Here is a 17731-nt window from a genome sequence, read left to right on the forward strand (position 1 = left end):
CATGCTGCCCGTGCCGATTCCCGGCGTCGTCCGCCGGTGTCGGGGTGGGTGCCTCAGCCGAACTGGCCGGGCTGGTAGTCGCCGGCGGGCTGCTGGTTGATGACGTTGATGCGGTTGTAGGCGTTGATGATCGCGATCAGCGAGATCAGCGCGGCGAGTTCGTCCTCGTCGTAGTGGTTCGCGGCGTTCGCCCAGGCATCGTCCGTGACACCGCCGGCGGCGTCCGCGATGCGGGTGCCCTGCTCGGCCAGCTCCAGGGCGGCGCGCTCCGCCTCGGTGAAGACCTTGGCCTCACGCCACGTGGCCACCAGGTTGAGACGCTGCTGGGTCTCGCCCGCGGCGGTGGCGTCCTTGGTGTGCATGTCGGTGCAGAAGCCGCAGCCGTTGATCTGGCTGGCGCGGATCTTCACCAGTTCCTGGGTCGCGACCGGCAGCGTCGAGTCGTGCACCACCTTGTTCGCCGAGTTGATGTGCTTGAGCACCTTGCCGGCGAGCGCGTTGCCGAAGAAGTCGATGCGAGCGTCCATGGGGGATCCATCCTCCGTAGTGCGGTTACACCCAGATGACCGGGAGGGTGTGGTTCCCCGTGACAGCAGTCCGATGTGACGTGCATCACTGCTCGGGCATTCGCGTGATCCGGTCGACACGGTGGCAGACGGTGTGCGACCGACCTGCCGCTTTCGGACACTTGACGCTCCGGGACGCTGAAAATATCTTTCAATTTCGAGCAGAACGCAGGAAAGAAAATTTCGAAGACGCGCCGACCTCCACCTCACAGCAAGGCATGACCGCACCATGAGCGAAGAGAACAAGCATCACGCCACCGCTGCCGCCATCCTCCCCCTGGTCGGAGGCGCGCAGAACGTGACGTCGGTGGCCCACTGCATGACCCGTCTCAGGCTGGGACTGCACGACCGGTCCCTCGTACAGGACGAGCGGCTCAAGGCCCTTCCCGCGGTCATGGGTGTCGTCGAGGACGACACCTACCAGATCGTGCTGGGGCCGGGAGCGGTGGCGCGTGTCACCCCGGAGTTCGAGGCCCTGGTCGAGGCGGAGAAGGCCGAGGCCGCGACGGTGCCCCCGGCCCCGGACCGCGGGGGCGACCCCGTGACGGCCGAGGCGCTCGCCGAGCGGGGAGCGGCGCTCAGGGCGGAACGGAAGGCGAGGAACGCCACGCCGTTCAAGCTGTTCCTGCGCCGCATCGCGAACATCTTCGTGCCGCTGATTCCCGCGCTCATCGGCTGCGGCATCATCGCCGGCCTGAACGGCCTGCTGGTCAACCTGCACTGGCTGCCGGGAATCACCCCGGCCCTGACCGCCGTGGCGTCCGGGTTCATGGCCCTGATCGCCGTCTTCGTCGGCCACAACACGGCCAAGGAGTTCGGCGGTACGCCGATCCTGGGCGGTGCCGTCGCGTCGGTCGTCGTCTACGCGGGGGTGGCGGACGTGGAGGCGTTCGGCCGGCACCTCTCACCGGGACAGGGCGGCGTGCTCGGTGCCCTGGGCGCCGCGTGGCTCGGCGTGTACGTGGAGAAGTGGTGCCGGCGCCGGGTGCCCGAGGCCGTCGACGTCCTGGTGACGCCCACCGTCACCGTGCTCGTGGCCGGACTGGCGACCCTGTTCGGGCTGATGTTCCTCGCCGGCGAGGTGTCCACGTGGATCGGCGACGCCGCCGACTGGCTGCTGTCCCACGGCGGCGCGGGCGCCGGGTTCCTCCTCGGGGGCCTCTTCCTGCCGCTGGTCATGCTGGGCCTGCACCAGGCCCTGATCCCCATCCACACCACCCTCATCGAGGGCGCAGGCTTCACCGTCCTGCTGCCGATCCTCGCGATGGCGGGTGCGGGACAGGTCGGTGCGGCGATCGCGGTCTACTGCCGGCTGCCGCACAACACCTCGATCCGGACGACCGTCAAGTCCGCGCTCTGGCCCGGCCTCCTCGGCGTCGGAGAGCCCCTCATCTACGGCGTGTCCCTCCCCCTGGGGCGTCCGTTCATCACCGCCTGCGCGGGCGGAGCCTTCGGCGGCGCCTTCGTCGGCCTCTTCAACCAGCTGGGCACGGACGTCGGTTCGACCGCGATCGGCCCCTCCGGGTGGGCACTGTTCCCCCTCCTCGACGGCGGCCACGGCCTCGGGCGGACGGTCGCCGTCTACGCCGCCGGTCTGGTCGTCGGTTACGCGACGGGCTTCCTCGCCACCTACTGCTTCGGCTTCACGAAGGCCATGCTCACGGAACTCGACAAGGCGCCCGCCTCTCCGGCGGAGGGCCGGCCCGTCCCCACGGAACGGGCCGCCGAAAAGGTCTGACCCGGCCCGGAAACGCCGTCCCGTCAGGGCCGGCACGGCGGGGGACCCCGGGGTCGGCGAGGACCGTGCCGAACTCGATCTCCTCGGCCCGTGGGCCGGCCGCCCGCACGCTCGTGCCCGGCCCACCCGCGCCCAAAAGGCGGTTCAGTCGCTCAGGGACGCCACATAGGGAGACAGCTTGTCCGGGTTCATCATCCACATGATCCGGTCGATCCCGTCCGCCGACACGTCGACGGACAGCAGGGCCACGGCGTTCTCGCCGACGGAGACGAGTACGGCCGGCCGGCCGTTGGCCTCGACCCACCGGGTCCGCGCCGGCGGCCAGAACCGCGGCGCGAAGGCGGTGAGGTACTTGGAGACGTGGTCGCGTCCCACGACCGGGATCTTCGACGCGCCCCGGATGCCTCCGCCGTCCGCGTAGCTGACGACGTCGGCGGCGAGGACCTTCTCCAGCACCGCCAGCTCGCCCTTCTGGGCGGCGGCGAGGAACACCTCCAGCAGGCGCCGGTGCTCGGCGGGGCTGACGGGTTCCTTGCGCTCGGCGGCGAGGTGCTTGCGCGCACGGCTCACCAGCTGCCGCGTGTTGGCCTCACCGGTCTCCAGGATGTCCGCGATCTGCTTGTAGGGGTAGCCGAAGGCTTCCCGCAGCACATAGGCGCCCCGCTCCAGCGGGTTCAGCTTCTCGAGCAGGAGGAGGACCGCCAGTTCCAGCGCCTCGGCGCGCTCCGCGCCCAGCTGCGGGTCCTGACCGGTGTCGACCGGTTCGGGGAGCCACGGCCCGACGTAGGACTCCCGCCGCACCCGCGCGGACTGCGCGACGTTGATGGCCAGGCGCGTGGTGATCGTGGTCAGGAAGGCCGTGGGCTCGTGGATGTCGCTGCGGTCGGTGTTCTGCCACCGCAGCCATGTCTCCTGGAGGACGTCCTCGGCCTCCGCGGAACTGCCGAGCACGCGGTACGCGATCCCGAACAGCCGCGGACGTGCCGCGATGAAATCCCTCGTGGCCCGCTCAAGGGAATCGGTGTCGTCCCCGGTGTGCATGGTCGTCCCTTCCGGCTCCTGCGCGACCATGCTACAAGCGGGCTCAGCGGCGTGCTCCCGGGGGACGTGGAAGACATAGCGTGTGACATGGTGTGACCTTCAGGCCTCACGGTAGACCTCATGCCTGTGACCGCCCGGCGTACGACGGCGGCACACCGCCGTACGCCACCGGCGTGCCGTGTCACAGATGGCGTGCCTGCCCGGTCCATAGGGAGGAAACGCGAACGACTCGGCGCCGTGGTGAGAGAGGGTGAACGATGAGCGGCTTGGGCCCGCAGGACCCTCCCCGGCCCGTGGCTCCCCGCACCCCCGTCGTCCCGCCCCGGCGCCGTCGCCTCCCGACCGCCGTGGTGCCGACCGGCATCGAGGCATGGCCCGCCCCGTGGGGCTTCGGCCACTCCCGGCGGCTCATCGACACCGCCGGACGTTTCCTCGACCGGCTGCGCGTCAGTGGCCCCGGCCCCCACCGGGACGAGGACCGCCTTTCCGTCACTTCCGTCGTCCCGGGCACGGCCCGGACCGTCTCACCATCGGGGGCCCGCCGATGAGCACCATCGCGTTCCTCAACATCGCCCTGCACGGACACATCAACCCGACGCTGCCGGTCGTGGCCGAACTCGTCCGGCGCGGCCACACCGTCACGTACCACACCACCCCCGCCTTCGCGGACGAGCTGGCGGCCACCGGCGCGACCGTGTGCCTCTACCCCGGGGACGGCCCCCCGCTCGCCGGTCCGCCCACGCCCGTCACCATGCTGGACGGGCTCGCCCGTACCGCCCTCGCCCTGCTGCCCACCGTGCTGGCCGATCTGCGCCGCGTCCGGCCCGACCTGATCGTCCACGGAGCGGCCTGCCCCTGGGGCCCGGTCGCCGCGAGCGAACTCGGGGTGCCCGCGGCCTCGGTGTTCACCACCATGGCGTTCAACCGGCGGGTGCCCAGCCCCAGCAGCGCCTCGTGGGAGCTGCTGGCCGCGGCGGCGGCCAGGCCCCGCAGCGCCCTGGGCTACCTGCGCTCGCGATGGCGGCTGTCCCGCCGCCACGACACCCGGAACCTGCCCCTGCTCGACCTGGTGACCGCGGGGCAGCCGCTCAACCTGGTCTTCACCTCGCGTGCCTTCCAGCCCGGCGCCGACTCCTTCGACGGGTCCTACCGGTTCGTCGGCCCCAGCGTCGGCGCCCGCCCGCACGACCCGTCGTTCCCGGCCGGCCGGCTGCGCCCCCCGGTGCTGTACGCCTCGCTGGGCACGGTCTTCGACGCCGGTCCGCGGGTGCTGCGCGACTTCGCCACCGGGCTCGCACCCCTGGGCGGCACCGTCGTCGTCTCCACCGGGCACACGGACCCCGCCGCACTGGGGCCGCTGCCGGACAACGTGCTCGTACGCGCCTTCGTCCCGCAGCCGGAAGTACTGGCCCGTGCCGCCCTGTTCGTCACCCACGGCGGGATGAACAGCGTCAACGAGGCCATGAACGCCGGCGTGCCCCTGCTGGTCGTCCCCCAGGGCGCGGACCAGCCGCTGGTGGCCCGGCGGATCGTCGAACTCGGCGCCGGCCTGTCGGTCCGTACCGAGGACGCCTCCGCGGAGACGGTGAACGTCCTCGCCCGGCGCCTGCTCACCGAACCCCGCTTCCGGGACGCGGCGGCCGCCCTGCGGATCGCCCAGCGCGAGGCCGGCGGCCCTCCGCGCGCCGCCGACGAACTGGAGGACTACCTGCACCGGGCCGGCCCGGCCGCCCGGCCGACCCCGGCGGACTCGCCACAGGAGCGCTGAGCCATGTCACCCGTCCTTGTCGTCCTGGTGCTGCTCGCCGGGCTGTCCGAGGCCGCCGGGCGGCTGCTGCCCCTGGTCGCCCGCCGGTCCCGCGTCTCGCGGCCCGTCGTGGCCGGGCTGCTGCTGACCGGCACCGTGGTCGAGAGCACCGTGATCCTGCTCTGGCCACTGACCGCCTGGACCCTCGCCGAACTGACCCTCTCCGCCCCGCTCTCCGGCGCCGAGGCGCTGACCTGGACACCCGGCGAGGTCGCCCCGCTGCTGCTCTGCGCCGTCATCGCCTTCCCGCTGCTCGGCCCCCTGCTGCACCTGCTGCTCCTGGTGGGCGTCGGGTCCGGCCTCGTCGGTCCGCTCGCCGGGACGACGGGGCTGGACCGGTGGGCCGCCGCGGGCTGCGTGGCCGTCGCCGGAGTCGGACTCGCCGCCGCCGTGGAGGCCGTGCGCCGCCTGGTCGCGCGGATCAGTGCCGCGGGAGTACGGGAGCTGCCGGCATGACCTGGTTCCCGCTCGTCGCCCTGGTGCTCGGCCCGGTGCTGCTCGCCGAAGCCCTGCTCGCCCGCTACGAGGTGCTGGTCTACACCGCCGGCTGGCGGGCGCCCGCCACCGGCCTCCCCCCGGGCATGCCCTACGCCCGGGGCGCGGACCCCGACCGTCCCCCGGCCGCCTACCTGGTCTACCTCGACGGCATCGGCAAACGCCGCTTCACCGACACCCGCGACGGGGGCCAACTGGTCAAGGCACTGATCGCGGCGGCGCCGGAACTGCGGGTGCTGGGACAGGTGCAGCCCTACTCCCCGCTGGCCGCCCCGCTCGCCGGCCGGCCCGTGTGGGACCGGATCCGCCGGCATGCGGGGCTCCTGCTGTTCCTGCACAACGTCATGCAGATCTTCGTCGCCGCCGACCACCGGTACCGCCCCCTGTACAACCGGGCCGTCGGCGTCCAGATCGCCGACCAGTTGCGGCTCGCCGGCTACCGGCCGCACAGCGGCATCCCCGTCGTGCTGCTCAGCTACAGCGGGGGCGCCCAGGTCGCCACCGGCGCCGTGGACGAACTGCACGCGCAGCTCGGCACCCCGCCGCTGCTGATCACCCTCGGCGGGTTCCACAACGGCGCCAACGACCTCTCCCGCGCCGCACACCTGCACCAGCTCACCAGCGCCCACGACCGGATCGAACGCGTCTGCGGCTGGATCTTCCCGCAGCGACGGCGGGTGTTCCGCCGCAGCGGGTGGAACCGCGCCCGGCGTGCCGGAAAGATCACCGTGCACCGGCTCGACCCGGCCACCCACCTCGGGCGGCGCAGCTACATCAGCCCCGACGCGTACCGCCCCGACGGCCGCAGCCACCTCGACCACACCACCGACACCGTGCTCGCGCTCATCCGCGCGACGAGCCCGGCCGGGCCGCGCTGAGCCGGTACAGGGCCGCGCCGTGGGCGGGCAGGCCGACGTGCAGGTGACGGCCGTCGTGCGGGGTGTCGGTACGGGTCCACAGCTCCCGCGCGTGGTCGTCCGGGCGGGCGCCGACGGAGCCGAGCGGGACGGCGAACCGACGGGGAGCGTCGGCCAAGGAGAACACGGCGGCGTAGCGGGTGTGCCCGTCGGTGGCCCGGGCGGTCCACAGGACGAGGTCGTCCTCCCGCAGGACCTCGCGGTTGTCCCGGCTGTGGAACAGGACGTCCAACGCCTCGTCGTCGGTGAGCAGCTCGACCGTCTCCCGCGGGCTGGTGGGCAGGTCGCCGCCCATCATCAGCGGCGACCGGGAGACCAGCCACAGCGTCAGCAGACTGATCTGCTCCGCCCGGGTGAGCCGGCACAGCCGGTCCTCACCCCGTTCGGCGCGGATGCCGATACGGCCCAGGGGCAGCATGTCGGCGTCCGCCCACCCCCGTTCGCCCTGCCACGGTGCCCACCGGGCCATGCGGGCGAACTGGGCCTCGACGTCCTCCCAACGGTCCCACAGGTCGTCGCAGACCCGCCACATCGTGGCGTTGTCCCGCAGATGGTCCAGCCGGGCGAGGGACACGTGGGCCCCCGGGGACAGGCTCAGTTCGATGGGCCGGCCGCTGCGGGCGATGGCCCGGGCGTACGCGGAGATCTCCCGCTCGTGGTAGGGGTACAGCATGTCGTCGGCCTTGACGAAGTCCACGCCCCAGTCGGCGAATCGGGCCACCTGGGAGTCGTAGTACGCCTGGGCGCCGGGGTGGTCGTGGTCCAGTCCGTAGTTGTCCGGGTTCCAGGGGCAGACGGACGAGGTGTCGGCGATCTCGTCGGCCGTCCACCCGGTGCCTTCCACCGGCAGCCGGGCGGCGACCGCCCGGCGCGGGACGCCCCGCATGATGTGCAGGCCGAAACGCAGGCCGAATTGGTGGACGCGATCGGCCAGCGGGCGGAATCCCGCGCCGCCGGCCGCGGACGGGAACCGGTTCGGGGCCGGCGACTGGCGGCCGTGGCCGTCCAGGACCACCGGCGGGTCCGGGTTGTAGCCGTGCGCCCGGGCGGTGGGCTCGTACCACTGGATGTCCACGACCACGGTGTCCCACCCGTACGCGAGCAAGTGGTCCCGCATGAACGCCGCGTTGGCGAGGACCTCCTCCTCGGTCACCGTGGTGCCGTAGCAGTCCCAGCTGTTCCAGCCCATCGGCGGACGCAGGTGACGTGCGGGGATCGGTCGTGCCGGTCGGGTCATGACGGGGCGTCCTCACGCAGACGTGTGCGGGCGGGTGTTCCACGGCGGTGCACGGGGAGATTCTGACAGGCCCCGACCGGGCGGTACGGTGCTGCGACGACGGACGGAAGTCCCCACGGAACGCACTGTGTTGGTCCTGCCCCTACCCGACCTGGAGAAGGTGTGAAGCCCAGATCTCGACGTCCTGCCCGCGCCACCGCCGTACTCGCCGCCGTATTCGCCGCCGTCCTGCCGGCCGCGGCCGCACCGGCCACGGCCGCCGGTGCTCCCGGAGCACACGCCCCCACGGTGCCGCTGCGGGTGGCGACGTACAACATTCACGCCGGGGCCGGCCAGGACCAGGTCTTCGACCTGGACCGCACCGCGGCGGCCCTGCGCGACCTGCGCGCCGACGTGATCGGCCTCCAGGAGGTCGACGTCCACTGGGGTGCCCGGAGCGACTTCGCCGACGAGGCACGCGCACTGGCCGAGAAGCTGGACATGAGGGTGTTCTTCGCACCGATCTACGACCTGGACCCGGCCGACCGGGACGGCGAGCGGCGGCAGTTCGGCGTCGCCGTGCTGAGCCGCCACCCGGTGCTCGCCGCCGAGAACCACGAGATCACCCGGCTCTCCACCCAGACACCCGATCCGGTACCGGCCCCGGCGCCCGGCTTCGCCGAGGTGGTGGTCGATGTGCGGGGCGCCCACGTGCACGTCTACACCACGCACCTGGACTACCGGGCCGACCCGTCGGTCCGTGAGGCCCAGGTGGCGGACATGCTCGGCGTCCTGGCCGCCGACCGCGGACCGAAGGTCCTGGTCGGCGACTTCAACGCCGAGGCGACCGCCCCCGAGCTGGCGCCGCTGTGGGAGCGTCTGCGGGACGCCGCCCCCGACGCCGGCGGGACGTACCCGGCGACCGACCCGGTCAAGCGCATCGACCTGATCACCGTCTCGCCCGGCATCCGCGTGACCGGCGCCCGTACGGTGGCGACGGAGGCGTCGGACCACCGGCCCGTGGTCACCGACCTGAGGGTCCACCGACGCGGCCACTGAACCGGTCACCGGCGGGGCCCGCTCACCCGCCCTGGAGGCGTCGCAGGTCGGAGGGGCGGACCTGGACGGCCACCAGGGCGATCAGCGCGGCGAGCACGGCGAAGATCGCCGCCATGACGAAGGCCGCCGAGACACCGGAGGTGAGGACCTCGTCGGCCCAGGGCGGTGGCAGCTCCCCGGTGCGCTGGAAGCGCAGGCGCTCGGCGGGGGTCGCCTGCCGCAGGAAGAGCGGAACCTGTTTCTCCGCCTCGTTGCCGCTCGCCGTACCGAACACCGTGACCAGGATGGACAGACCGAGCGAGCCGCCGACCTGCTGGGTGGCGTTGAGGAGGCCGGGGGCCGCGCCGCTCTCCCGCACGGGCACGTCCGACAGCGCCATCAGCGTCAGCGACACGAACTCCATGCCCATGCCGAGGCTGAACACCAGCATGGGCCCGAGGACGCTGCCCGCGTAGGTGGAGTGGACGTCGGTCAGCGTCAGCCAGCCCAGGCCCGCCGCCGCGAGGACACCGCCCCCGACCATGAAGGGCTTGGGCCCGTACACGGGCAGGAACCGCGAGGCCAGCCCGGCACCGACCGCGATGACCGCGCTGACCGGCAGGAAGGCGAGTCCGGCCCGCAGGGGACTGAAGTCCAGCACGTTCTGCACGAAGAGCGTCAGGAAGAAGAACATGCCGAACATCGCCGCGGCCAGGCACAGCATGATGCCGTACGTGCCCGCGCGGTTGCGGTCGGCGAACATGTGCAGCGGGGTGATCGGCTGTCTCGACCTCCTCTCGACCAGGACGAACCCGGCGAGGACGAGGACGGCCGCGGCGAACGAGGCCAGGGTGAGCGCGTCCCCCCAGCCGTCCTGCGCGGCCCTGATGAACCCGTAGACCAGCAGCACCATGCCGGCGGTGGAGGCCAGCGCGCCGGTGAGGTCGAAGCGGCCCGGATGGCGTTCGGACTCCTTGATCCAGCGTGGTGCGGCGAGGGCGATGAGCAGCCCGATCGGGACGTTGACGAAGAGCACCCACCGCCAGTTCAGCCACTCGACGAGCACTCCTCCGGCGAGCAGCCCGATCGCGCCGCCGCCCGCCGACACCGCGGCGAAGACCCCGAAGGCCCGGTTGCGTTCCGGCCCTTCGCGGAAGGTCGTACTGATCAGGGCGAGGGACGTCGGGGAGGCGATGGCGCCGCCCACGCCCTGGAGGGCGCGGGCGGCGAGGAGTTGGCCGGAGTTCCGGGCGAACCCGCCGAGCAGCGACGCCAGTACGAAGAGCAGCACGCCGGCGACGAAGACGCGCCGTCTGCCGAGGATGTCACCGGCCCGGCCGCCGAGCAGCAACAGACCGCCGAAGGTCAGGGTGTAGGCGTTGACCACCCACGACAGGCTGGTGGTGGAGAAGTCCAGGGAGCGCTGGATGTGCGGCAGCGCGATGTTCACGATGGTGATGTCCAGCACCACCATCAGCTGACACGACGCGATGACCAGCAGCGCCATCGCGTTTCCACCGCCGCCGGTGTCCTGGGCGGCGTTCTGCGGCGCGGAGGCCGATCGCGGACTGCTTCTGGTCATGCCGGGTCACCCTTTCGGGAGTCCACCGTTCGACCGTACGCGCACGTCCCCTCGCCTACATCTCGATCACCACGGCCCGGTGGGAGGCCCACGGCAGTCGGTAGCGGTGGGTTCGACTTCCAGCCTGCCGCTCCGATCGTGCGCTGTCCGTCGGCCTCGTGGCACGTGGCAGGGTGCCGGGCACGACCCGTGCCGGCCGGGACCGCGGGCTGCCCGCGGAGACCGTCTCCGGTCTCCGCGAGCCACCGGCGAGGCAGGGCGAACCACGCCGGCTCACCGGGTCAACCGCCTGTCATCGGCTCGAATCCCGGCGCTCGACGTACAGGCGGGCGTCCTTCCTGCCGGTCCACTCCAGCCGTACGACACCGGGCACGGCGGCGTCGGCGACGCGCTCCGGGTCCTTCCAGTAGCCCTGGGCCGGGTTCCGGAAGAACGTCGCCCACAGGCCGCCCTTGTGGTCCTCGAAGAAGTTGTTGTGACCGGCGCCGACACCCGCGGTCCACCGCTCGGAGTACGGGCCCTCGAAGCTGTCCGAGACGGCGACGACGGCGTCGTACTGGTACTGCACGCGGCCCGCCCCGGGCGGGTCGTAGGCGTTGCGCGTGCTTCCGTAGGCGTCGACCGACGTGCGGTCCCACGCGGCGTGGACCAGGTAGTACTTGCCCTTGTACCTGAACACGTACGCGCCCTCGAGGTACGGCTCGGGGGAGTAGGGTGTCTGCCGGAACTTCGGGAGGTCCGTCGTCGTGACGATGTCCTCCATGTCGTCCCGGAACTTGGCGTAGAGGTCGTTGTGCAGCACGAGCCACGCGTCGTCGCCCTCGCTGTAGAGGCCGCCGTCGATGTGGTGGTAGGCGCCGGGCTCGATGAACGCCGGCCCTCCGACGAACGACTCGCCGAAGGGCTTCTCCAGGTTCCCCTCGACCAGCCGGTACGGACCCTCGACGCCGCCCTCGCTCACCAGCATGAACGAGCCCACCTTGCGGGAGTGGTCGCCCATGCACGCGACGATGTACCAGCGGCCCTTGAAATAGTGCACCTCCGGGGCCCACGCGTTGCCGCGCTTGCCGAAGCGGTCGTCGTGCCAGTACTCCTGCCAGGGCGCGACGACCGTGCGGCCGGGCCGGTTCTCCCCGGCGAACTCCGGCGACCACACCTTGCCCTTCTCGGCGTCCGGCCGTACGCCGGTCGTGTCGGCCAGTCTCCACGGCCCCTTGAGCGAGGGCGCCACCCACACGAAGATGCCGTCGTTCCACGGGCCGGCCGCGTCCAGTCCGGGTACCCGGGTGGTGCCCGTGGCGACGTAGACCGGGCGGCCGTCGACGACGAAGCAGTTGACGTAGGTGTCCCGCATCCACACCCGGCCGAGCTCCTCGTCACGGGGGCGCAGTTCGAGCGGGAGGAGGAAGGAGTTGTCCTCCCGCGGCCACAGGTCCAGCCGGGTGTCCGCGACACCGTACGGCTCGGGGTCGGGCCAGTTCGACGGGTGACGCCGCGCCGACGCGGCCGGTGACGGCGCGGGTGCGGCGGCCTGCGCGGCGGTCGCGGGAAGGGCGGCTGCCGCCCCCACGCCGGCGGCACCGGCCAGCAGGGAGCGTCGGCGCAAACGGTTCCGGGCATCGGCCATCAGTCGCGTTCTCCTTCGTCGTCCCCGCCAGGAACCCAAGAGGGCAGCCCACGGCGAACTGCGTGGCGGGGGTGTGCCGCACAGCATGCGAACGCCGACACATTTACGTCAACACCTCGGACGAATAATCCCCGTTGACCGACCCACTCAGGGCATAGGTCACCAGGCCTCATGAAGGCTTCGTTGCTTCTTTCTGTCGGAGTGTTGACGAAATAATCCGGCCTCCCTACCTTGACCGGCATGCAGATGCCCAGCGGAGTGCACGCACTGGTCAGGCGGACCCATGAGGAACGCGTCCTGCGTGCGTTGCAGGAGAACGGCGCCATGAGCCGCGGTGAGATAGCCCGGGTCGTGGGCCTGTCCCGCACCACCCTGTCCGAGATCACGGGAAGCCTCCTGCAACGAGGCGCCATCGTGGTCGTGGACACCGATGCCTCCCGGCGTGAGGGGAGTGGCCGGCCGGCCGAGCGGCTGGCGCTCGACCCCGCGTCGGCACAGTTCATGGGCGTCGACTTCGGCCATCGACGCGTCCATGTCGCCGTGGCCGACGCCTCGCACGAGATCATGGCCTCGGGCGCGGCCCGCTACGACGACACGGCGTCCTGGCAGGTGCGGACCGGACTCGCCCTGGACCTGGTCGAGCGGCTGAGCGCCGAGGCCGGTGTCCACTACGGAGCGCTTCAGGGCATCGGCATCGGCGTGCCGGGCCCCTACCCGGCCCCGGAGGGAGCGGCCCCGCCCCGCACCACTCCCTTGGGGACGGTGCTCCGCCCGGCCCCGGAGGGGGTGGACGTCGCCTTCGCCGAACGCTTCGACGCGCCGGTGATCGTCGACAACAACACCCGTCTGGCCGCCCTCGCCGAGGCGATCAGCGGCGCCGAGAGCGTCGCCGACCTGGTCTACGTACGGCTGTCGGACGGCGTCGGCGGAGGTCTCGTCGTCGGCGGGCACCTGGTGACCGGCTCGGCCGGACTGGCCGGCGAGCTCGGGCACGTCACCGTCGAACCGGCGGGCCGGCCGTGCCGGTGCGGCAAGCGCGGCTGTCTGGAGACGGTGGCCTCGGTCCCCGCGATCCTCGCGGCCTGCTGGGAGTTCGGTCTGCCCCTGGAGAACCTGCGGGACCTGGCGGACGCCGTGGCCCGTGCGCACCCCGTCGCCGACCGGGTGCTGCGCGAGGCGGCCGGGGCCCTGGGCCGCGTCGTCGGAGCGGCGACCATGACCCTCAACCCGGCGAAGGTCGTCATCGGCGGCGAGATCACCCAGCTGGCGCCCGTCATCGTGGAGCAGGTCGCCGCCACCCTCGCCGCCGACCTCTTCCCGACCGCGTCGGCCGGTCCCGTCGTCGAGGCCGCGCGGCTCTCGGACGACGACGGGGCTATCGGCGCCCTCGCCGCCGTCTTCCACAACTCCCCGCTGCTGGCGAGGTATCCCGAAACCGCCGACGTGAAGGGCGACACAGATGCCCGCGTTTCCACCACCGAAGGAGCCGCCCATGTCCGTCCTTGAGAAGCGGGGCGCCGAACCATCCGGGCAGACGCCCCCGGCCCCGGACGACGCCGGCACCACGAACGCCACGAAGACCGCGGCGGAGCCTTCGCGGCCGGGCCGGCGCGGGCTTCCCCTGATCCTCAACGCCGTGTCCGTCGTGCTCGGCATCGCACTGTGGTGGGCCGCGGCGGCCGCCGGCTTCAAACTGCCGACACCGCCGGAGGTCGTCTCCCGGGCCGGGACGCTGATCGCGGACGGGACCCTCGGAGAGGACGTCCTCGCCAGCCTGACCCGCGTACTCATCGGCTTCGGCCTCGGCACCGCCGTGGCCGTCCCGGTCGGCTTCCTCATGGGCTGGTACGGCATCGCGCGCGGCCTGATGGAACCCTGGATCCAGTTCTTCCGCACCGTCCCACCGCTGGCGATCATCCCGCTGGCCGTGGTCGTCATGGGCATCGACGAGACCCCGAAGATCTTCGTCATCTTCCTCGCCGCGTTCCTGGCCTGTGTGATCTCCACCTTCCAGGGCGTGGTGAACGTCGACCGCACCCTGATCAACGCGGCCCGGGTGCTGGGAGCCAGGGACGCGGTCATCTTCGCCCGCGTGGTGGTGCCCGCCTCCACCCCCTTCATCCTCGTCGGCATGCGGGTCGGCCTCGGCTCGGCCTGGGCCACCCTGGTCGCCGCGGAGCTCATCGCCGCCCAGGAGGGCCTCGGCTACCGCATGCAGAACGCCCAGCTCTACTACGACCTGCCGACCATCTTCGTCGGACTGATCTCGATCGGGATCCTCGGTCTGCTCATGGACCGCATCCTGCTCCTCGCAGAACGCAAGCTCACCGGATGGCAGGAACGCCGATGACCAGCAAGCCGGCCAAGATATCCGTCCAGGGCGTCACCAAGACGTTCGCCCTCGGCCGCGACACCTTCACCGCCCTCGACGACGTCTCCCTCGACATCGCGGACCACGAGTTCGTCACCGTCGTAGGCCCCTCGGGCTGCGGCAAGAGCACCCTCATGAACATCCTCGCCGGACTGGAGACACCCACGGCGGGCCGCGCCCTCGTGGACGGCGCGCCCGTCCTGGGACCGGGACCCGAACGAGGAGTGATCTTCCAGCAGTACGCCCTCTTCCCCTGGCTGACCGTACGCCAGAACGTCGAGTTCGGTCTGCGCACCACGGGCGTGCCCAAGGCCGAACGCCGCAGCCGGGCCGAACACTTCATCGAACTCGTGGGACTCGAACGCTTCGCCGACGCGCTCCCCAAGACCCTGTCCGGCGGCATGCGCCAGCGCTGCGCCATCGCCCGCGCCTACGCCGTCGACCCCTCCATCCTCCTGATGGACGAGCCGTTCGGCGCCCTCGACGCACTGACCCGGGTCAAACTCCAGGAACAGCTGCTGCGGACCTGGAGCCAGGACAAGCGCACGGTGCTGTTCATCACCCACGACGTCGACGAGGCCGTGTTCCTGGCCAACCGCGTGATCGTCATGGCGGCCCGCCCCGGGCGCGTCTACGACGTCATCGAGGTCGACCCCGCCATCGAGCGAAACGAGGCATTCCGCCTCAGCCCCGAGTTCGCCGCACTGCGCAACCGCGTGTGGCACTCCGTCTACCACCAGGAAGGCCGCACCGCCCCCGCGGCCGCCGGCTCCGCAACCTCCTGATCCGGAAAAGGACCACCACTCATGCGACTCTCCCGCACACGCAGACACCTCACCGCCGCCCTCGCCGGCGTGGCCGCGACGGCCCTGCTGGCCGCCTGCGGCAGCGGCGACTCCTCCGGCGGGTCCGGTGACACGGTGCGCTTCGGCTACATCAACGACTTCAACGGCGCCAGCCTCATCGCCATCGCCGAGGCCAAGGGCCTGTGGAAGAAGCACGGACTGACGGCGGACGCGAAGGTCTTCACCAACGGCCCCCTGCAGATCCAGGCGCTCGGCACGGAGAACCTCGACTTCGGCTACATAGGACCGGGCGCGATGTGGCTGCCCGCCTCGGGCCAGGCCAAGGTGGTCGCGATCAACACCCTCGGCAACTCCGACCGGGTCCTCGCCCAGCCGGGCATCACCTCGATGCAGGAGCTCGAGGGCAAGACCGTGGCCGTTCCCGAAGGCACCTCCGGCGACATGATCCTCTCGCTCGCCCTGAAGAAGGCGGGCATGACCAAGGACGACCTGAAGGTCGTCCCCATGGACCCGTCGACCATCGTCTCCGCCGTCTCCTCCAAGAAGGTCGACGGCGCGGGCTTCTGGTACCCCGCGGCGGCCACGATCAAGAAGCAGATCCCGGACCTGGTCGAACTCGCCAAGAACACCGACTTCGAGGACGAGGTCTCCTTCCCCACCGCCTTCGTGGCCGGCAACAAACTGGTGGCCGACAACCCGGAGAAGGTCAAGAAGGTCCTCGCCGTGCTGCGCGAGGCCATCGCCTTCCGGTCCGAGCACACCGACGAGGCCATCGCCCTCACCGCCGAGAAGCTGAAGATCCCGGCCGACCAGGTGAAGGCCGACGCCGCCAACAACAAGGTGCTCGGCGTCGAGGAACTCGACAAGCTGACCCGGGACGGCACCATCGACAAGTGGCTGAAGGGCATGAACGACTACTTCGTCGAGGCGGGCAAGCTCGAGCAGCCCGTCGACCCCGAGAAGTACTACACCGGCGACCTCTTCATCGGAGCAGGTAAGTGACCCAGTCCGGCACGTCCAGGAAGAACATCCTCTTCCTCATGACCGACCAGCACCGGGCGGACACGCTCGGCGCGTACGGCAACCCGCTGGCGCACACCCCGGTTCTCGACGAACTCGCCGCCACGGGCACCCGATTCGACCGCTGGTACACCCCCACCGCGATCTGCACCCCGGCCCGGGCCAGCCTGCTGACCGGTCAGGCCCCCTTCCGGCACAAGCTGCTCGCCAACCACGAGCGCAACGTCGGCTACCTCGAGGACCTGGCCGAGGACCAGTTCACCTTCTCCCACGCCCTGCGGGAGAACGGCTACAACTGCGGCCTCATCGGCAAGTGGCACGTCGGCACCCGGCGGACGGCGGCCGACTACGGCTTCGACGGCCCCGAACTGCCCGGCTGGCACAACCCGGTGGACCACCCGGACTACCTCGCCCACCTCGACGAGCACGGACTGCCGCCGTACGGGATCAGCGACCGCATCCGCGGCACCCTGCCCAACGGCGGCCCCGGCAACCTCCTCGCCGCCCGGCTGCACCAGCCCGTCGAGGCCACCTTCGAGCACTACCTGGCCACCCGCGCCATCGAGAAGCTCGAACAGTACGCCGCGGACTCCCGAGAACGTGAGCAACCCTTCTTCCTCGCCCTGCACTTCTTCGGACCGCACCTGCCGTACATCCTCCCCGACGAGTACTTCGACCTGGTCGACCCGGCCGACGTGGAACTCCCGCGCTCCATCGCGGAGACCTTCCACGGCAAACCCCCGGTCCAGCGCAACTACAGCGCGCACTGGACCTTCGACACCATGCCGATCGAGACCACCCGCAAACTCATCGCGGTCTACTGGGGCTACGTGGCGCTGATCGACATGCAGATCGGCCGGGTCATGGAGGCCATGCGGCGCCTCGGACTGACCGACGACACCGCCGTGTTCTTCACCTGCGACCACGGCGAGTTCACCGGCTCCCACCGGCTGCACGACAAGGGCCCGGCGATGTACGAGGACATCTACCGCACGCCCGGCCTGCTCCGCGTCCCGGGCGCACCCGGCGGTGTCGTACGCACCGAGTTCGTCAGCCTGCTCGACTGCACGGCGACCATCCTCGAACTGGCCGGCATCGACTCCAAGCCCGCGGTCGACTCGCGCAGCCTGCTGCCGCTCGCGCACGGCGAGGAGACGGACTGGGACGAGGACATCGTCTGCGAGTTCCACGGCCACCACTTCCCGTACCCGCAGCGCATGCTGCGCGAGGACCGCTACAAACTCGTCGTCAACCCCGACTCGGTCAACGAGCTCTACGACCTGTGGAACGACCCGGACGAACTGCAGAACATCCACGACCACCCCGAACAGGCGGAGGTCCGCTCCCGGATGACCCGCCGCCTGTACGACGTACTGCGCGAACGCGGCGACAACTTCTACCACTGGATGACGTCGATGTACGACGTCGGCGAGGTGGGACACGACCCCACCCTGAGCGGACTCGACGAATCCACCTACCAGCCCTAGCCGGCAGCACCTGGACTCCC

At 71.3% G+C, this 17731-nt stretch carries 16 protein-coding genes; 11 read left to right on the forward strand and 5 right to left on the reverse strand.

All coding sequences use genetic code 11. The features are described from left to right. Positions 1-53: 53 nt before the first annotated feature. Positions 54-527, reverse strand: a complete 474-nt coding sequence (locus tag AMK33_RS26300; RefSeq protein WP_073935443.1) for a carboxymuconolactone decarboxylase family protein — start codon at positions 525-527, stop codon at positions 54-56. A gap of 268 nt (positions 528-795) precedes the next feature. On the opposite strand from AMK33_RS26300, the gene AMK33_RS26305 reads away from it, so the two are divergent. Continuing rightward, complete coding sequence (locus AMK33_RS26305; protein ID WP_073935444.1) at positions 796-2304, forward strand: PTS transporter subunit EIIC; 1509 nt, start codon at positions 796-798, stop codon at positions 2302-2304. 144 nt (positions 2305-2448) lie between these two features. Here AMK33_RS26305 and AMK33_RS26310 read toward each other — a convergent pair whose 3' ends face one another. Then, the gene (locus AMK33_RS26310) at positions 2449-3375 is read right to left on the reverse strand and encodes an RNA polymerase sigma-70 factor (RefSeq protein WP_383458813.1); all 927 of its coding nucleotides are present in this window, start codon (positions 3373-3375) and stop codon (positions 2449-2451) included. Between the two features lie 263 nt (positions 3376-3638). On the opposite strand from AMK33_RS26310, the gene AMK33_RS43300 reads away from it, so the two are divergent. From AMK33_RS43300 to AMK33_RS26330, 4 genes are read left to right on the forward strand one after another with little or no spacing between them, the layout of a single operon-like run. Then, positions 3639-3893, forward strand: a complete 255-nt coding sequence (locus tag AMK33_RS43300) for a hypothetical protein (RefSeq protein WP_073935445.1) — start codon at positions 3639-3641, stop codon at positions 3891-3893. After that, positions 3890-5113 carry a macrolide family glycosyltransferase gene (locus tag AMK33_RS26320; protein ID WP_073935446.1) on the forward strand — a complete coding sequence of 408 codons (1224 nt, stop codon included), beginning with the start codon at positions 3890-3892 and terminating at the stop codon, positions 5111-5113. The genes AMK33_RS43300 and AMK33_RS26320 overlap by 4 nt, the downstream gene beginning before the upstream one ends. Positions 5114-5116: 3 nt before the next feature. Continuing rightward, on the forward strand, positions 5117-5608 hold the full coding sequence (locus AMK33_RS26325) for a hypothetical protein (RefSeq protein ID WP_073935447.1): 492 nt from the start codon (positions 5117-5119) through the stop codon (positions 5606-5608). Beyond that, the gene (locus tag AMK33_RS26330) at positions 5605-6525 is read left to right on the forward strand and encodes a hypothetical protein (protein ID WP_073935448.1); all 921 of its coding nucleotides are present in this window, start codon (positions 5605-5607) and stop codon (positions 6523-6525) included. The genes AMK33_RS26325 and AMK33_RS26330 overlap by 4 nt, the downstream gene beginning before the upstream one ends. Here AMK33_RS26330 and AMK33_RS26335 read toward each other — a convergent pair. Continuing rightward, the gene (locus tag AMK33_RS26335) at positions 6491-7801 is read right to left on the reverse strand and encodes a glycoside hydrolase family 27 protein (protein ID WP_235618205.1); all 1311 of its coding nucleotides are present in this window, start codon (positions 7799-7801) and stop codon (positions 6491-6493) included. The two genes, AMK33_RS26330 and AMK33_RS26335, sit on opposite strands and share 35 nt — an antisense overlap. A 162-nt stretch (positions 7802-7963) precedes the next feature. On the opposite strand from AMK33_RS26335, the gene AMK33_RS26340 reads away from it, so the two are divergent. Next, positions 7964-8839, forward strand: a complete 876-nt coding sequence (locus AMK33_RS26340) for an endonuclease/exonuclease/phosphatase family protein (protein ID WP_073935450.1) — start codon at positions 7964-7966, stop codon at positions 8837-8839. 22 nt (positions 8840-8861) lie between these two features. On the opposite strand, the gene AMK33_RS26345 is transcribed toward AMK33_RS26340, so the two are convergent. Both AMK33_RS26345 and AMK33_RS26350 read right to left on the reverse strand, forming a co-directional pair. After that, positions 8862-10400, reverse strand: coding sequence for an MFS transporter (locus tag AMK33_RS26345; protein ID WP_073935451.1), 1539 nt, complete (start codon positions 10398-10400; stop codon positions 8862-8864). Between the two features lie 292 nt (positions 10401-10692). After that, positions 10693-12027 (reverse strand): family 43 glycosylhydrolase, encoded by a 1335-nt coding sequence (locus AMK33_RS26350; RefSeq protein ID WP_073935452.1) that lies wholly within the window; start codon positions 12025-12027, stop codon positions 10693-10695. Positions 12028-12267: 240 nt separating this feature from the next. Here AMK33_RS26350 and AMK33_RS26355 point away from each other — a divergent pair, with 240 nt between their 5' ends. Genes AMK33_RS26355 through AMK33_RS26375 form a run of 5 tightly spaced genes read left to right on the forward strand, consistent with a single transcriptional unit; the run spans position 12268 to position 17711 of the window. Next, on the forward strand, positions 12268-13533 hold the full coding sequence (locus tag AMK33_RS26355) for an ROK family transcriptional regulator (protein ID WP_073935453.1): 1266 nt from the start codon (positions 12268-12270) through the stop codon (positions 13531-13533). After that, positions 13520-14377 (forward strand): ABC transporter permease, encoded by an 858-nt coding sequence (locus AMK33_RS26360; protein ID WP_073935454.1) that lies wholly within the window; start codon positions 13520-13522, stop codon positions 14375-14377. Before AMK33_RS26355 ends, AMK33_RS26360 begins: the two co-directional genes overlap by 14 nt. Further along, positions 14374-15183 carry an ABC transporter ATP-binding protein gene (locus tag AMK33_RS26365; protein ID WP_073935455.1) on the forward strand — a complete coding sequence of 270 codons (810 nt, stop codon included), beginning with the start codon at positions 14374-14376 and terminating at the stop codon, positions 15181-15183. Before AMK33_RS26360 ends, AMK33_RS26365 begins: the two co-directional genes overlap by 4 nt. A gap of 21 nt (positions 15184-15204) precedes the next feature. Then, positions 15205-16206 (forward strand): aliphatic sulfonate ABC transporter substrate-binding protein, encoded by a 1002-nt coding sequence (locus AMK33_RS26370; protein ID WP_073935456.1) that lies wholly within the window; start codon positions 15205-15207, stop codon positions 16204-16206. Further along, positions 16203-17711: a sulfatase-like hydrolase/transferase gene (locus tag AMK33_RS26375; protein WP_073935457.1), complete on the forward strand. Its 1509-nt coding sequence runs from the start codon at positions 16203-16205 to the stop codon at positions 17709-17711. Before AMK33_RS26370 ends, AMK33_RS26375 begins: the two co-directional genes overlap by 4 nt. Positions 17712-17731: the final 20 nt, after the last annotated feature.

This window comes from Streptomyces sp. CB02400 (assembly GCF_001905725.1).
In the GTDB taxonomy this organism is placed as follows: domain Bacteria; phylum Actinomycetota; class Actinomycetes; order Streptomycetales; family Streptomycetaceae; genus Streptomyces; species Streptomyces atrovirens.

Excerpts from the sequence above, each read along its gene's own strand:
- AMK33_RS26300 (WP_073935443.1), bottom strand. The coding sequence starts at position 527 with ATGGACGCTCGCATCGACTTCTTCGGCAACGCGCTCGCCGGCAAGGTG.
- AMK33_RS26305 (WP_073935444.1), top strand. The coding sequence starts at position 796 with ATGAGCGAAGAGAACAAGCATCACGCCACCGCTGCCGCCATCCTCCCC.
- AMK33_RS26310 (WP_383458813.1), bottom strand. The coding sequence starts at position 3,375 with ATGGTCGCGCAGGAGCCGGAAGGGACGACCATGCACACCGGGGACGAC.
- AMK33_RS26320 (WP_073935446.1), top strand. The coding sequence starts at position 3,890 with ATGAGCACCATCGCGTTCCTCAACATCGCCCTGCACGGACACATCAAC.
- AMK33_RS26325 (WP_073935447.1), top strand. The coding sequence starts at position 5,117 with ATGTCACCCGTCCTTGTCGTCCTGGTGCTGCTCGCCGGGCTGTCCGAG.
- AMK33_RS26330 (WP_073935448.1), top strand. The coding sequence starts at position 5,605 with ATGACCTGGTTCCCGCTCGTCGCCCTGGTGCTCGGCCCGGTGCTGCTC.
- AMK33_RS26335 (WP_235618205.1), bottom strand. The coding sequence starts at position 7,801 with ATGACCCGACCGGCACGACCGATCCCCGCACGTCACCTGCGTCCGCCG.
- AMK33_RS26345 (WP_073935451.1), bottom strand. The coding sequence starts at position 10,400 with ATGACCAGAAGCAGTCCGCGATCGGCCTCCGCGCCGCAGAACGCCGCC.
- AMK33_RS26350 (WP_073935452.1), bottom strand. The coding sequence starts at position 12,027 with ATGGCCGATGCCCGGAACCGTTTGCGCCGACGCTCCCTGCTGGCCGGT.
- AMK33_RS26355 (WP_073935453.1), top strand. The coding sequence starts at position 12,268 with ATGCAGATGCCCAGCGGAGTGCACGCACTGGTCAGGCGGACCCATGAG.
- AMK33_RS26360 (WP_073935454.1), top strand. The coding sequence starts at position 13,520 with ATGTCCGTCCTTGAGAAGCGGGGCGCCGAACCATCCGGGCAGACGCCC.
- AMK33_RS26365 (WP_073935455.1), top strand. The coding sequence starts at position 14,374 with ATGACCAGCAAGCCGGCCAAGATATCCGTCCAGGGCGTCACCAAGACG.
- AMK33_RS26370 (WP_073935456.1), top strand. The coding sequence starts at position 15,205 with ATGCGACTCTCCCGCACACGCAGACACCTCACCGCCGCCCTCGCCGGC.